We start from the raw sequence: 13,293 nt of genomic DNA on the forward strand, positions 1-13,293 counted from the left end.
ACTGTTGCGGCAAGGGAGAGCCCGATGATCGAAGCGCTGAACGATACCGAGCGGGCCGAGGCGCTCGATGGGCTCGACGAGTGGGACTACGACGATGCGCGCGACGCGATCACGCGGACGATCGTGTTCGCCGATTTCGTCGAGGCGTTCGGCTTCATGACGCAGGTCGCGCTGATCGCCGAACGCGCGAACCACCATCCGGAGTGGAAGAACGTCTGGAACCGCGTCGAAATCCTGCTGACCACGCATGACGCCGGCGGCCTGTCACCGCGCGATATCGAGATGGCCGAAGCGATCGACGCGATCGTCGGCGACGCCTGAGCTAAAACGATCCTCCCCCACCAGGGGGAGGTGGCACCGAAGGTGACGGAGGGGGAGGACACGAAACAGACGTGACCCTTTCCTCCCCCTCCGTCTGACAAGTGCCAGCCACCTCCCCCTGGCGGGGGAGGATTAAAGCGGGTTCAGCCCTTCCGCATATCCCGCCGCATCCGCTTGCGTAGCGCACCCGGCATCCACCGCGCGGCGAACGCCATGCGGTGCGCGGTCTTCCCCACGAACGTGTGCACCTTGTCGCCGTGAACCGCGGCCCAGGCGGCCTCCGCGACCTTGTCCACGCCGGTCAGCTCCAGCCCGGCACCCGTCACCGTCTCGCGGATCGAGTGGTTCGTGTTCCCCGCCGCGGAATCGAGCAGCGGCGTGTCGATGAAGCTCGGCACGATCGAGCGCACCTTGATGCCGTCCGCCGCCCATTCGCCATCGAGCGCCTCGGTGATCGCGCGCACCCCGAACTTGGTCGCGGAATAGGGCGCGAGCCCCGCCGAGCCATAGACCGCCGACGCCGACGCGGTGTTGAGCAGGCACGATCCCGGCGTCCGCTTCAGATACGCATGGCCGATCCGCGCCCCGTTCAGCGCGCCGACGAGGTTGATCGCGATCACCCGGTCGATCTCGGCGAAGTCGGTCTCCGCGAGCGGTCCGCCCGATCCGATCCCGGCATTGTTGAACAGCACGTCGAGCCGCCCGCCGGTGGTCGCGACGAACGCATCGAGCGACGCCACCCACGCATCGCGGTCGCGCACGTCCATCTGATAGGTGCTGACCATCCCCGCGGGCAGCAGCGCGGCAGTCTCGGCAAGCCCTGCGAAATTGACGTCGGCGAGCCCGACCCGCCAGCCTTTCTGCGCGAACAATATCGCGGTCGCGCGGCCGATCCCCGATCCGCCGCCGGTGATGAAAATGCCCTGCTGGCTCATACCCTCTCCATTTGATTTTCCGGTATGTTTCCCGCATCCTGCGGGCAGATGCCAGACAATTCCCCAGCGCTCGCTTTCGAACGCGTCACCAAGCGGTACCCTGGTTCTGGGGGCACGACGATCGCCGTCGACGCGGTCTCGCTGGAGATCGCGCGCGGCAGTTTCGTCGCGCTCGTCGGCACGTCCGGTTCGGGCAAGTCGACGCTGCTGAAGACGCTCAACCGCCTGGTCGAGCCGAGCGAAGGCCGCGTGACGATCGACGGTGCCGACGTCGCTGCCGAGCCCGCGCCCGAACTGCGCCGCCGGATCGGCTACGTGTTCCAGAATATCGGCTTGTTCCCGCACATGACGATCGCCGAGAACATCGCGATCGGCCTGCGCATCGCCGGTCGCACGGACGAGGCGAAGGTCGGCGAGCTGCTCGACCTCGTCGACCTGCCCCGCGACATCGCGAGCCGCATGCCCGACGCGCTCTCGGGCGGCCAGCGCCAGCGCGTCGGCATCGCCCGTGCGCTCGCACCCGGCGCGAAACTGCTGTTGCTCGACGAGGCGTTCGGCGCGCTCGACCCGGTCACGCGCGATGCGCTCGGCACGCGGATCCGCGAACTCCACGACCGGCTCGGGCTGACCACGATCCTCGTCACGCACGACATGGCGGAGGCGCTGTTGCTCGCCGACCGCGTGCTGGTGATGAAGGCGGGGCGGATCGTCGCCGACGCCACGCCCGCCGACCTCGTTGCTGGTAAGGGTGGCGAGGACGCGCAGGCACTGGTGCAGGTGCCGCGCGCGCAGGCCGAACGCCTCCAGGCGCTAGTCGCATGAGGGGGGTCGCATGAGCGCGTTCCTCGACGCGCTCGGCCGCGTGCCGCCACTGCTCGCCAACCACGTCCTGCTCTCCGCGGCGGCACTGCTGCTCGGCATCGCGATCAGCTTGCCGCTTGGCATCTGGTCCGCGCGCAACGCGACGGTGGCACGCGTATCGCTCGGTTTCGCGAGCCTCGTCCAGACGATCCCGAGCCTCGCGCTGCTCGCCTTGTTCTATCCGCTGCTGCTTAGCCTCTCCGCGCTGGTCGGCGGCGGCATCCCCGCATTGGGCTTCCTCCCGTCGCTGATCGCGCTGACTCTGTACGCGCTGCTGCCGATCCTGCGGAATGCGGTGGCAGGGCTGCACGGCATCGATCCCGCAATGATCCAGGCGGCGGACGCGGTCGGCATGACGCCTGCGCAGAAACTGCGGCTGGTCGAGGCACCTCTGGTCGCGCCCGTGCTGATCGCCGGCATCCGCACCGCGGCGGTCTGGACGATCGGTGCCGCGACGCTGTCGACGACGGTCGGCCAGCCGAGCCTCGGCGACATGATCTTTGCCGGACTCCAGACGCAGAACTGGGCGCTGGTGCTCGCCGGTTGCGTGTCGGCGGCCGCGCTCGCGCTGGCGGTGGACGCGCTGATCGGGGCGATCGAATACGGCATCCGTGCGCGCCGCCGCTGGCTCTGGATCGCGAGCGCGGTGGTGTTGGTCTTGGGCACTGCGGCAGCGACCGCCCCGCTCTGGCCGAAGGGCGGCGCAGACCGCACCGTCGTGGTCGGTGCCAAGAATTTTTCCGAGCAGTACATCCTCGCGCGGCTGATCGGCGACCGGCTCGAACAGGCCGGCTACACCGTCGAATATCGCGATGGCCTCGGCTCGGCGGTGGTCTTCGGGGCGCTCTCCGGCGGGGATATCGATGTCTATGTCGATTATGCCGGGACGATCTGGGCGAACGAGATGAGGCGCAACGACGTCCCCGAACGCCCGGCGATGGTCGCCGCGATCGCCGATTGGGCGAGGCGCGAGCATCATGTCGGCCTGGTCGGGTCGCTCGGGTTCGAGAACGCCTACGCCTTCGCGATGAAGGGCGACGCGACGAAGTCCAAGCGCATCGCCAGCCTCGACGATCTGGTGAAGGCCGCACCGGGCATGACGCTCGGCAGCGATCTCGAATTTCTCGAGCGCCCCGAATGGGCCGCGGTGAAGCGCGCCTATCCGCTCCGCTTCGCCAAGACGACGCCGTACAGCCCGACCTTCATGTACCGCGCGCTGGAGAGTGGCAATGTCGACGTCATCTCCGCCTTCTCGTCGGATGGCCGGATCGCGGCGGACGGTCTGACCGTGCTGACCGACCCGCGGCGTGCGATTCCCGGCTACGACGCGATCCTGATGGTCGCGCCGAAGCGGGCAGGGGACGCCAAGTTCCTCGCCGCGCTGAAGCCGATGGTCGGCCGCATACCGGTCGAGGCGATGCGCGCCGCGAACTACCGGGTCGACCGCGATACCGACAAGGAGACGCCCGAGGCCGCGGCGAAATGGCTCGCCGCGAAAGTCGGCCTTCAGGAATAGGCGCGCCAGAAGAACACGATCGTCGTCGCGATCGTCACCAGCAGCGTCCACACGCGGATCACCTGCGGCGAAAGCAACAGCCCGAGTTTCGCGCCGAAATGCCCGCCGACGATCCCACCGATCAGCATCGGCACGCAGAGTGCCCACACCACCATCCCGGTCGCGATGAAGATGATCGTCGCGGCGAGGTTCGCGACCGCCAGCATCAGCGTCCGCGGCGGCGCGAGCGTCGCGGGCGTCGCGCCCGACAGCAGCCCCCAGGCGGCGGTCAGCATCAGCCCGACGCCGCCGCCGAAATAGCCACCATAGACCCCCAGCAGCGCCTGCACCGCGACCAGCGACTTCGGCCCGATCTCGACCCGCGACCGGAGCCACAGCGACGCGCGTGTCCCGAACGCGATCGCCAGCGTCGCGAACAGCAGCAACCAGGGCACGATCAGGTCGAACGCGCGCGCCGACGTCGCCACCAGCAACAGGCTGCCGACCAGCCCGCCGACGAAGGTGATCCCCGCCATCGTCTTCATGCTGACGCCGGAGATCGGCTGGAGCCCGTGACGATACGCCCACGCACTCGCCATCGCGCCCGGCTGAAGCGAGACGTTGCTCGTGGCATTGGCGAAGGTCGACGGCACGCCGAGCCCGATCAGCGTCGGCATCGTCGCGAAGCTGCCGCCACCCGCGAGCGCGTTCATCGCCCCGCCGAGAACCCCAGCCCCTGCCGCCAGCGCGACCGCAGTCCACTCAAGCAAAAGCGTCGGACTCGGCGGCGGCCTCGCGATCGATCTGCGCGCGGCTCTTCTTCTCCGACGCGGTCTTCAGCTGTCCGCACGCTGCATCGATATCGCGCCCGCGCGGCGTCCGCACCGGTGCAGAGATTCCAGCGCCGAATACGATGCTGGAGAACGACTTGATCCGCTCGGGCGTCGAGCACTCGTATTGCGCGCCCGGCCACGGATTGAACGGAATGAGGTTCACCTTCGCCGGCAGCTCGTACTTCCGCAGCAACCGCACCAGCTCGCGCGCGTCGTCGTCGGAGTCGTTCTTGTCCTTCAGCATCACATATTCGAACGTGATCCGTCGCGCGTTGTTGGTGCCCGGATAGTCCGCGCATGCCTGGAGCAGCTCTTCGATCCCGTATTTGCGGTTGAGCGGCACGATCTCGTCGCGCACTTCCTTCGTCACCGCGTGCAGCGACACGGCGAGGTTCACGCCGATCTCGGCCCCCGCGCGCGCCATCATCGGCACCACGCCAGACGTCGACAGAGTGATCCGCCGTCGGCTGAGCGCGAGCCCCGCGCCGTCCATCACCAGCTTCAACGCGTCGCGGACGTTCTCGAAATTATACAGCGGCTCGCCCATGCCCATCATCACGATGTTGGTGAGCATGCGGCCCTCGGGCTGGCTCGGCCATTCGCCCAACGAGTCGCGCGCGAGCATCACCTGCCCGACGATCTCGGCTGGCGTCAGGTTGCGCACCAACCGCATCGTACCGGTGTGGCAGAACGTGCAGTTGAGCGTGCAGCCGACCTGGCTCGACACGCACAGCGTGCCGCGATCCGCGTCCGGAATGAACACCATCTCGTAATCCTGCGCATCGTCCGACCGCAGCAGCCATTTCCGCGTCCCGTCGGTCGACACCTGCGCCTCGACCACGTTGGGCCGGCTGATGACGAAGCGCTGCTCCAGCCACGGGTGCATCGTCTTAGAGATATCGGTCATCGCCGAGAACTCGGTCGCGCCGCGATTGTAGATCCAGTGCCATAGCTGCTTGGCGCGCAGCTTGGCCTGCTTCTCCTCGAGCTGCGAGGTCTCCAGCGCCATCCGCAGATCGGCGAGCGACAGCCCGAGCAGGTCGATCCGTCCATCGCTGCGCGGCACGAAGCTGCGGGGAACGGGCACGGGATCGATGTGCCCCGGAATGGGCATGAGGTTCGCGGCGGTCTGCATGCGCGAGCCCGTAGCGGAATTTTCGTGATTTTTCTACTGGCTGCGGGATGGGGGGGGAATCGCTCTGCTGTCACCCAAGAGACAGGCGCCACCCCGGCGAAGGCCGGGGCCCAGTTGGGGGACGAAGATGGTGACGCTCAGCCCGTAATTACGACCACCTTTCCAACTGGGCCCCGGCCTCCGCCGGGGTGGTGCCATCGGATTGGGGTACACTCCGCAACGTTACCCCCCGCTGCACGCCAACACAGCCGCATCGACCGCCGTCGCCGCCCCCGACAGCGCATAGACATCGACAAACGGTCGCCCCCCAACACCGACCGCCTCGACACTCATACTCCGCCCCGACCGCATCGCCGCCACGATCGCGCGATCGCTAGGCGCATCCCCAGCCCAAGCATCCAGCCCATTCGCCACCAACGCGAATCGCCGCTCGCCGACCGTCAGCGTCACCCCCGCCGACCGATCCCGCTCGCGACTGAGCCGCACATGCAAGGACGCGCGCAAACCCCGCTTCGGCCACGTCGCAACGCTGGCAAACCCCGAAGCACGCCCCCCCGCCATCACCGGCCGCGCAATCGCGTAACACCGCGCTGGCGTAGCGTCCCGGAACGCACCCCACCCTTGGTAGACGCCGATGGTGTCACGCGCCGCTACCGGAGCAGCAATCGCAAACACCCCCACCGCCAAAACCAAACGCCACAGAACCCCCCTCCCTGGAAGGGAGGGGCAGGGGGTGGGTAGGCCCGATCGAGCCCCAGCGGTTCGAACACGGGGAAACCGACCCACCCCCAACGCCTCCCTTCCAGGGAGGGGGGCAGAAGTAGACAACTCGGGTTTGAGACCTTCGACCCACGCGAATTTCACGCCGGAGCAAATCCCGTACCCAGATGCGGCACCGTCGCGCGTCCATTCTCGACCAGCGTAACCGACCCCTGCGGCAACCCCTTCGCAACCGGCGCGCCGAGCACAGGATCGATCGCCGCACCGGTCATCACGCCGAGCATCACCCGACTCGAAATCCCGTGCATGATCACCAGCCGGTCGCCCGGATCCTCCGCCGTATCCGCCAGCCAGCCGCCAACGCGTGCCGCGATCTCCGCATAGGTCTCGCCGTCCGGCGAAGGTTTCAACGTGCCCCCCGGCAGCATCACCGGCCCGACCTCGTCGATAACGTCCGCATAATAGCGCCCGCCCCACGACCCCATGTCGATCTCGATGAGCCGCGGATCGGTCCGCGCGTCATGCCAGTCCAGTTCCAGGTGCTCGCAGATCACCGCCAACGTCTGCAAAGCTCGCCCGGTCGGGGAGGACCAGAGCGTCAGCGCCGGCTTCGCCCCCAGCACCTCACGCAACGCCCGCCCAAGCTCGTCCGCCTGCGCGAACCCAGCGCGCGTCAACGGCGTATGCGCCGCATCCCCCTGCAACCGGTGCGCCGCGTTGAACACGGTTTCGCCGTGCCGCGCGACGAAATCTCGACCTTTCCGTAGGGCCGGAATATCGGTTGATCGGGCGTCGCGTTCACCCTGCCGTTGGCTTGGAATCATGGCCCGCGTTTCAACCCCCTGTGGCGCAAAAGCAACGGATTTCCGCGTTTATCTGGGGTTCATGCAACGCCCGCGCGGTTGGTCCATTGGAGCGGTCCGCCCCGCGTAATGGGGTGCCAGATCAGTAAGGAGTAACCTCAATGCGTACGCTCATCGCCGTCTCGCTGCTCGCCACCACCGCAGTGGCCGCACCCGCCCTCGCGCAGACCAACCCGACCTTCACCGGCCCCCGCGTCGAGGCCACGCTCGGCTACGACCACACCGGCGCCGGCAGCAGCGTGTCCAACAATAACGGGCGCGACGACCAGAAGATCGACGGCCTGCTGTACGGCGGCGGCATCGGCTACGACATCGCGACCTCGGACAACATCGTGCTCGGCGCCGAAGCCGAACTGACGGGTTCGACCGCGAAGAGCGACCGCAACGATTACACCAGCGACTTTGGCTATGGCCGCGTCAAGCAGGGCCGCGACATCTATGTCGGCGCGCGCGCGGGCTATGTCGTCGCACCGACGACGATGCTGTACGTCAAGGGCGGCTACACCAACTCGAAGCTCAAGGTGCTCGCGGGCAGCACCAGCCAGACCACCGACAACAATTTCAAGCTCGACGGCTGGCGCGTCGGTGCGGGCGCCGAGCACGCGATGGGCCCGAACAGCTACGCCAAGCTCGAATACCGCTATTCGAACTATGAGCGCGGCAACATCGACTATGCGACCGGCGCCACCAGCAGCCGCTTCGACGTCGATACCGACCGCCATCAGGTCGTGGCGAGCTACGGCTTCCGCTTCTGATCGCTTTAACGCGACGTTTACCGTGATCAAAGAAGGGTCGGGGCGCTTGCTCCGACCCTTTGTTGTTGGGTAAGCCATCTGCGGATTGCCCCCAGCCCCGAGTCCGGCTGCGGTGGCGGGGGGAATTACGATGAAGGCGACGATCGAACGCGCAACGCTCCTCAAGGGGCTGAGCCATGTCCAGTCCGTGGTGGAGCGGCGCAACACCATCCCCATCCTGTCGAACGTGCTGATCGAGGCGACCGCCGAGGGCACGCTCAAGCTGATGGCGACCGACCTCGACTTGCAGATCAACGAATCGATCGCAGCCGCGGTCGACCAGCCCGGCGCGACCACCGTGTCCGCGCACACGCTGTTCGACATCGCGCGCAAGCTCCCCGAGGGATCTCAAGTCCAGCTCGCCGCGTCGGAAGGCCGGATGAGCATCGTCGCAGGCCGCGCCCGCTTCTCGCTCGGCACGTTGCCGCGCGATGATTTCCCGGTGATCGCCGAGGGCGAACTGCCGACCCAGTTCGAGCTGCCCGCCGAGACGCTCAAGCAGATCATCGACAAGACGCGCTTCGCGATTTCGACCGAAGAGACGCGCTATTATCTCAACGGCATCTTCCTGCACGTCGCGGACGGCGATAGCTCGAACCCGGTGCTGAAGGCCGCCGCGACCGACGGCCACCGCCTCGCGCGCGTCACGCTGCCGCGTCCGGAAGGTGCCGAATCGATGCCCGACGTGATCGTGCCGCGCAAATGCATCGGTGAGCTCCGCAAACTGCTCGACGAGGTCGACGGTTCGGTCGGCGTGTCGCTGTCGCCGACCAAGATCCGCTTCGACCTCGGCCAGGCGATCCTGACCTCGAAGCTGATCGACGGTACCTTCCCCGATTACAGCCGCGTGATCCCGACCGGCAACGACAAGATCCTCAAGATCGACCCGAAGAGCTTCATGGAAGGCGTCGACCGCGTCTCGACGATCGCGACGGAGAAAACGCGCGCGGTGAAGATGGCGCTCGACCGCGACAAGATCACGCTGTCGGTGACCTCGCCCGAAAACGGCACCGCCGCGGAGGAAGTCCCCGGCGATTACGTCGCGCTCCCGTTCGAGATCGGCTTCAACAGCCGCTACTTGATGGACATCCTCGCGCAGATCGACGGCGACATGGTCGAGGTCCACCTCGCCGACGCCGCCGCCCCGACGCTGATCCGCGAGAACGACAAGTCGCCGGCGCTCTACGTGCTGATGCCGATGCGGGTGTGATTCGGTCTGCCTGTCGCGTCGTGGTATGGCGGTGCGACAGGCAGGAGCCGGATCATGGACTCGATCAATATCGCGGATCTTAAGGACGAGCTGAGCGCGCTCATCGACCGGCTCGAAGCTGGCAAAGCCGTCCAAATCACCCGCAACGGCCAACCCTTCGCCCGCGTAACGCCCGAGGCCCCGCCGCTCCCGCGCCGCAAGCCCATCGACGTCGACGCGTTAGAGGCGCTGGCGAGGTCGCTCCCTTACGATCCAACATCTGCACGTGACCTGGTCCGGCAGATGCGCGACGACTCGCGATATTGACCCTCTATTGCGACACGGCGGTGATAGTGTCGGCCTTCACCGCCGAGGCGCAAAGCGAGGACGTACGCGCGTGGCTATCGCGACGCGCGGATACTCTGGCGGTCAGCCATTGGGTCGCAACCGAGTTTTCCGGTGCGCTTGCGATGAAACGGCGATTGGGTGTCATCGATACCGTTGGCTGGAGTGGTGTGATGAAGGCGTGGCAACGGTTTTGCGCCGGGGAACTTCACGTAGAGTCAGTCACCGAAACCGATTTTGCGTTGGCGGCGACGTTGCTTGATCGCGGTGATCTGAAGCTGCGCTCCGGAGACGCCCTCCACCTCGCGATCGTCGTCGCGCGCGGTTGGTCCTTAGCGACGCTCGATCACGACCTTGCGCAAGCGGCGACGCAGATGCGCGTCGAAGTAGACACCGTCCTCGATTGACTCCTTGCCCGCTGCTCAATACTAACAGCAATGTCAGTAAGGAGTCGACTCGATGCCGAAGCTTCCTCCGTTTCCCGGTACGACCGGTCGTCGCGATTGGCGTACGGCGTTCGATGCGATCAAGAAATTGCTCGCGAACGGCGACGACACGACGCAGGTGTTCCGGATCATGCGCGCGCTGAACGTCGGCAATGCGCCGATGAACTACGCGCGGCTGATCGCTTCCGAGCAGGGCGGCCGGATCGCCTATGACCGGGTCGAACTGGCGCAGCGTTTCTCCGACCCCGCGTTCGTCGCGAGCTTCGCGCCCGGCACGGTCGGTGCGGCGTATCGCAATTTCCTCGAGACGACGGGCTATTCCGCCGATGGGCTGGTCGAGGTCTCGCGGCTCGTGCCGTCCGAGGACGATCTGGCGCATCCCTATGCGTGGTTCGGCCGGCGGGTGCGCGACACGCACGATATCTGGCACGTGCTGACCGGCTACAAGGCGGATGAAAGCATGGGCGAAGCGGCGCTCGTCGCGTTCAGCTACGCGCAGGTCGGCGGGCTCGGCTGGGCGCTGATCGGCTCGGCGGCGGCGCTGAAGAGCATGCGCGTTACCGGCAGCAAGCTGTTCGCGAAGGCGGTCTGGGAAGGCTATCGCAACGGGCGGAAAGCGAAGTGGGTATCGGGCGAGGATTATCTCGAACTGCTCCACGAGCCTCTCGATGCGGCGCGTGAACGGCTCGGGATCGTCACGCCTGTCGCGTATTTGCGGGCGCAGCGCGAATTGGGACCGGCGCTCGCGTCGTATCTCAGCACGCAGAAGGCGACGACCGCGGCGGCCGCACCCGCAGTCGTGCCGGAACGGATCGCCGCCTGACGCGCTGCTCGATAGCGGATGGGGTGTGTCGCTAGCGCAGATGTGATCGGATCGGGCCCTTACCCGTTCGTGCTGGGCGAAGTCGAAGTACCGGCGCTTAAACCGCGCCTTCGACTTCGCTCAGGGCGAACGGAAAAGGGCGATGCAATCGGTTTCGAAACTGCTCTAAGGCCGAGGCAATGCTGTCGCGCCTCGTCCTTACCGATTTTCGCAATCACGCCGACCTGACGCTGACGCCGGGACCAGGGTTCGTCGTGCTGACCGGCGAGAATGGCGCGGGCAAGACGAATATCCTGGAGGCGGTGTCGCTGCTCGCCCCCGGCCGCGGGCTGCGGAGGGCTGCACTAGGCGAGATGGCACAACAAGGCGGGGCAGGTGGCTTCGGCGTAGCAGCCATCTTATTCCCCTCCCGCTTGCGGGAGGGGTTAGGGGAGGGCGCGACGTACGTACTGGCGTCCGGCGTCGAGGAAAACGCGCCCCTCCCCCGACCCCTCCCGCAAGTGGAAGGGGAGTCAGAAGTGCAGGGGCAGATACAGACTTCAGGCGAAGTCGACGTCGCCACCGGCACGCTAGCCTCCGCCCCGGAACGCCGCATCGTCCGCATCCAGGGCGCGACCACCACCGCCAACGCACTTGCCGAGTGGCTCATGATTCTGTGGCTCACCCCCGCGATGGACCGCCTCTTCGTCGCCCCCGCGGGCGATCGTCGCGGCTTTCTCGACCGCCTCACGCTAGCGCTCGCCCCGAGCCACGCCCACCACGCCGCCCGCTACGACGCCGCGATGCGCGCGCGAAACCGCCTGCTCGCCGACGAAGGCCGCCCCGACGGCGACTGGCTCTCAGCACTCGAAGCGCAGATGGCCGAGCATGGCGCCGCCGTCGATGCGGCCCGGCGCGAGACTGTCACCCTGCTCGGGACGAGGCTTGCGCATCAGGACGACGGCCCGTTCCCGCGCGCCGGCCTGACGCTCGAAGGCTGGGCCGGCGACCCGACGCGCCTGCAAGCCGACCTCGCCCAGGGCCGCGCGCGCGATGCCGCTGCCGGGCGCACGCTCAGCGGCCCCCACCGAGTCGACCTCATCGTCACCCACCTCGACAAGGCGCGAGCGGCCTCGCTCGCCTCGACCGGCGAGCAGAAGGCGCTCCTCCTCAGCATCGTGCTCGCCCACGCTGACCTCGTCGCCGAACGCACCGGCCAGCCCCCCGTCCTGCTTCTCGACGAGGTCGCCGCACATCTCGACCCATCCCGCCGCGCGGCGCTGTTCGCGCGGCTCGCAGGCCGCGGCCAGGTGTGGATGACCGGCACCGAAGACGCGCTGTTCGACGCGATCGGCCCCCAGGCAACGCGGATCGCGGTCGGGCGTTAGGCTGAACGCGCGCTGTCGAGCAGGCTCACCGCGCGTTCAAGCGGGCGCGGGCAAAGCTCCGTCTATCGAAGATACGGAGAGACGATGATGACCCGGAATTTCACGCGCGTAGCCCTTGGCGTCCTGATGGTCGCAGCAACCACCGCCCCCGTTTTCGCGCAAGCCCGCGACAATGGTCGCTACGACATGAGCCGTGCCCCCTGGTTACGCCCCGGCTATCGCCTGGAAGGTGCAGGCGTGCCGGTGCTCTTCCCCGAACTGCGCAATACGCGGCGCGGCATCGCGTTCGTGATGCCGAACTTCGACGCGAACGGCGATGGCCGGATCAGCCCGCGGGAGGCCGACGACGCCAACCGCGAATTCGGGCGCATTGCAGGCCCCCGCCGCGACCGCTTCGACTGGGATGCATACGGCCGTGACCCGCGCGGCTATCGCGGCGACCGCGGCGGCACCACGGTGGTCGAGACCGTGACCACCTGGGACCGCGGCGCAATGCGCAACTACGGCTTCCGCCAGACGCCGCGCGGCGCGACGCTGACGCTGCAGGAGGACGTGCTGTTCCGCACCGACAGCGCCGTGCTCCGCCCCGGCGCGATCGAGAAGCTGCGGCCGCTCGCTCGCTATTTGCGCGGCAACCCCGGCGTCCGCGTGGCGATCGACGGCTTCACGGACTCGCGCGGCACCGATGCGCATAACCAGGACCTTTCCGAACGTCGCGCGGCCAGCGTCCGCCAGGCGTTCGACGACATGGACGTCGTCCGCGCCCGCTTCAGCGTCGTCGGCCACGGCGAGAACCAGCCCGTCGCGACCAACGCAACGCCGGCTGGCATGCGCCTCAACCGCCGCGTCGAAGTGACCCTACTAGGCCAGCGCGCCGACCGCTTCTGAAGCCGGTCTCCCTCGCCCCTCCGGGGAGAGGGAAGGGGCCCGCCGCGCTTGCGGTGGGAAGGGAGAGGGGAGTGGGGCTCGCAAGGCTGATCCCAACTCCCCCTCACCCTTCCGTCGCCTACGGCTCCTCCCTCCCTCTCCCCAGAGGGAGAGGGACAAGCCTGACCCAACCTGTACCACCCCGGCGAAGGCCGGGGCCCAATTGGCGGACATTGCTGACGAAGTGCAGTTCGTCGTTACCGCAACCTTTCCAATTGGACCCCGGCCTCGGCCGGCGC

Annotated in this window: 15 protein-coding genes; 10 read left to right on the forward strand and 5 right to left on the reverse strand. The window is 67.4% G+C overall.

Annotated features, from left to right (window positions below; all coding sequences use genetic code 11):
* The first annotated feature begins 24 nt into the window (after positions 1–24).
* On the forward strand, positions 25–321 hold the full coding sequence (locus E5673_RS04615) for a 4a-hydroxytetrahydrobiopterin dehydratase (RefSeq protein WP_055881974.1): 297 nt from the start codon (positions 25–27) through the stop codon (positions 319–321).
* 143 nt (positions 322–464) lie between these two features.
* On the opposite strand, the gene E5673_RS04620 is transcribed toward E5673_RS04615, so the two are convergent.
* Positions 465–1,256, reverse strand: coding sequence for an SDR family oxidoreductase (locus E5673_RS04620; RefSeq protein WP_136189115.1), 792 nt, complete (start codon positions 1,254–1,256; stop codon positions 465–467).
* A gap of 48 nt (positions 1,257–1,304) precedes the next feature.
* Here E5673_RS04620 and E5673_RS04625 point away from each other — a divergent pair, with 48 nt between their 5' ends.
* The gene (locus E5673_RS04625) at positions 1,305–2,078 is read left to right on the forward strand and encodes an ATP-binding cassette domain-containing protein (protein WP_136189116.1); all 774 of its coding nucleotides are present in this window, start codon (positions 1,305–1,307) and stop codon (positions 2,076–2,078) included.
* A 10-nt stretch (positions 2,079–2,088) separates the two neighbouring features.
* Positions 2,089–3,633, forward strand: a complete 1,545-nt coding sequence (locus E5673_RS04630) for an ABC transporter permease/substrate-binding protein (protein WP_136189117.1) — start codon at positions 2,089–2,091, stop codon at positions 3,631–3,633.
* Here the strand turns inward: E5673_RS04630 and E5673_RS04635 are convergent.
* From E5673_RS04635 to E5673_RS04650, 4 genes are all read right to left on the reverse strand, one after another.
* Positions 3,624–4,382 (reverse strand): sulfite exporter TauE/SafE family protein, encoded by a 759-nt coding sequence (locus E5673_RS04635; protein ID WP_136189118.1) that lies wholly within the window; start codon positions 4,380–4,382, stop codon positions 3,624–3,626. The genes E5673_RS04630 and E5673_RS04635 overlap by 10 nt on opposite strands.
* Complete coding sequence (rlmN, locus tag E5673_RS04640; protein WP_056061442.1) at positions 4,375–5,580, reverse strand: 23S rRNA (adenine(2503)-C(2))-methyltransferase RlmN; 1,206 nt, start codon at positions 5,578–5,580, stop codon at positions 4,375–4,377. The genes E5673_RS04635 and rlmN overlap by 8 nt, the downstream gene beginning before the upstream one ends.
* Positions 5,581–5,802: 222 nt before the next feature.
* Positions 5,803–6,255: an invasion associated locus B family protein gene (locus tag E5673_RS04645; protein WP_247599577.1), complete on the reverse strand. Its 453-nt coding sequence runs from the start codon at positions 6,253–6,255 to the stop codon at positions 5,803–5,805.
* 185 nt (positions 6,256–6,440) lie between these two features.
* Positions 6,441–7,124, reverse strand: coding sequence for a histidine phosphatase family protein (locus E5673_RS04650; RefSeq protein ID WP_136189119.1), 684 nt, complete (start codon positions 7,122–7,124; stop codon positions 6,441–6,443).
* 140 nt (positions 7,125–7,264) lie between these two features.
* Here E5673_RS04650 and E5673_RS04655 point away from each other — a divergent pair, with 140 nt between their 5' ends.
* From E5673_RS04655 to E5673_RS04690, 7 genes are all read left to right on the forward strand, one after another.
* On the forward strand, positions 7,265–7,918 hold the full coding sequence (locus E5673_RS04655) for an outer membrane beta-barrel protein (RefSeq protein WP_136189120.1): 654 nt from the start codon (positions 7,265–7,267) through the stop codon (positions 7,916–7,918).
* A gap of 130 nt (positions 7,919–8,048) precedes the next feature.
* Positions 8,049–9,167, forward strand: coding sequence for a DNA polymerase III subunit beta (dnaN, locus tag E5673_RS04660; protein ID WP_056017955.1), 1,119 nt, complete (start codon positions 8,049–8,051; stop codon positions 9,165–9,167).
* Between the two features lie 54 nt (positions 9,168–9,221).
* Positions 9,222–9,473: a type II toxin-antitoxin system prevent-host-death family antitoxin gene (locus E5673_RS04665; RefSeq protein WP_136189121.1), complete on the forward strand. Its 252-nt coding sequence runs from the start codon at positions 9,222–9,224 to the stop codon at positions 9,471–9,473.
* Positions 9,470–9,898, forward strand: coding sequence for a type II toxin-antitoxin system VapC family toxin (locus tag E5673_RS04670; protein ID WP_281727884.1), 429 nt, complete (start codon positions 9,470–9,472; stop codon positions 9,896–9,898). The genes E5673_RS04665 and E5673_RS04670 overlap by 4 nt, the downstream gene beginning before the upstream one ends.
* A 52-nt stretch (positions 9,899–9,950) precedes the next feature.
* The gene (locus tag E5673_RS04675; RefSeq protein WP_136189123.1) at positions 9,951–10,760 is read left to right on the forward strand and encodes a Coq4 family protein; all 810 of its coding nucleotides are present in this window, start codon (positions 9,951–9,953) and stop codon (positions 10,758–10,760) included.
* A gap of 179 nt (positions 10,761–10,939) precedes the next feature.
* Positions 10,940–12,127: a DNA replication/repair protein RecF gene (locus E5673_RS04685; protein ID WP_247599578.1), complete on the forward strand. Its 1,188-nt coding sequence runs from the start codon at positions 10,940–10,942 to the stop codon at positions 12,125–12,127.
* 84 nt (positions 12,128–12,211) lie between these two features.
* The gene (locus E5673_RS04690; protein ID WP_247599579.1) at positions 12,212–13,015 is read left to right on the forward strand and encodes an OmpA family protein; all 804 of its coding nucleotides are present in this window, start codon (positions 12,212–12,214) and stop codon (positions 13,013–13,015) included.
* The last annotated feature ends 278 nt before the right edge of the window (positions 13,016–13,293 follow it).

It is taken from the genome of Sphingomonas sp. PAMC26645 (genome assembly GCF_004795835.1).
Lineage (GTDB): Bacteria > Pseudomonadota > Alphaproteobacteria > Sphingomonadales > Sphingomonadaceae > Sphingomonas.

What these genes read in the sequence shown, in the direction of transcription:
- E5673_RS04615 (WP_055881974.1), top strand. Translation starts at nt 25, where the DNA reads ATGATCGAAGCGCTGAACGATACCGAGCGGGCCGAGGCGCTCGATGGG.
- E5673_RS04620 (WP_136189115.1), bottom strand. Translation starts at nt 1,256, where the DNA reads ATGAGCCAGCAGGGCATTTTCATCACCGGCGGCGGATCGGGGATCGGC.
- E5673_RS04625 (WP_136189116.1), top strand. Translation starts at nt 1,305, where the DNA reads ATGCCAGACAATTCCCCAGCGCTCGCTTTCGAACGCGTCACCAAGCGG.
- E5673_RS04630 (WP_136189117.1), top strand. Translation starts at nt 2,089, where the DNA reads ATGAGCGCGTTCCTCGACGCGCTCGGCCGCGTGCCGCCACTGCTCGCC.
- rlmN (WP_056061442.1), bottom strand. Translation starts at nt 5,580, where the DNA reads ATGCAGACCGCCGCGAACCTCATGCCCATTCCGGGGCACATCGATCCC.
- E5673_RS04650 (WP_136189119.1), bottom strand. Translation starts at nt 7,124, where the DNA reads ATGATTCCAAGCCAACGGCAGGGTGAACGCGACGCCCGATCAACCGAT.
- E5673_RS04655 (WP_136189120.1), top strand. Translation starts at nt 7,265, where the DNA reads ATGCGTACGCTCATCGCCGTCTCGCTGCTCGCCACCACCGCAGTGGCC.
- dnaN (WP_056017955.1), top strand. Translation starts at nt 8,049, where the DNA reads ATGAAGGCGACGATCGAACGCGCAACGCTCCTCAAGGGGCTGAGCCAT.
- E5673_RS04665 (WP_136189121.1), top strand. Translation starts at nt 9,222, where the DNA reads ATGGACTCGATCAATATCGCGGATCTTAAGGACGAGCTGAGCGCGCTC.
- E5673_RS04675 (WP_136189123.1), top strand. Translation starts at nt 9,951, where the DNA reads ATGCCGAAGCTTCCTCCGTTTCCCGGTACGACCGGTCGTCGCGATTGG.
- E5673_RS04685 (WP_247599578.1), top strand. Translation starts at nt 10,940, where the DNA reads ATGCTGTCGCGCCTCGTCCTTACCGATTTTCGCAATCACGCCGACCTG.
- E5673_RS04690 (WP_247599579.1), top strand. Translation starts at nt 12,212, where the DNA reads ATGATGACCCGGAATTTCACGCGCGTAGCCCTTGGCGTCCTGATGGTC.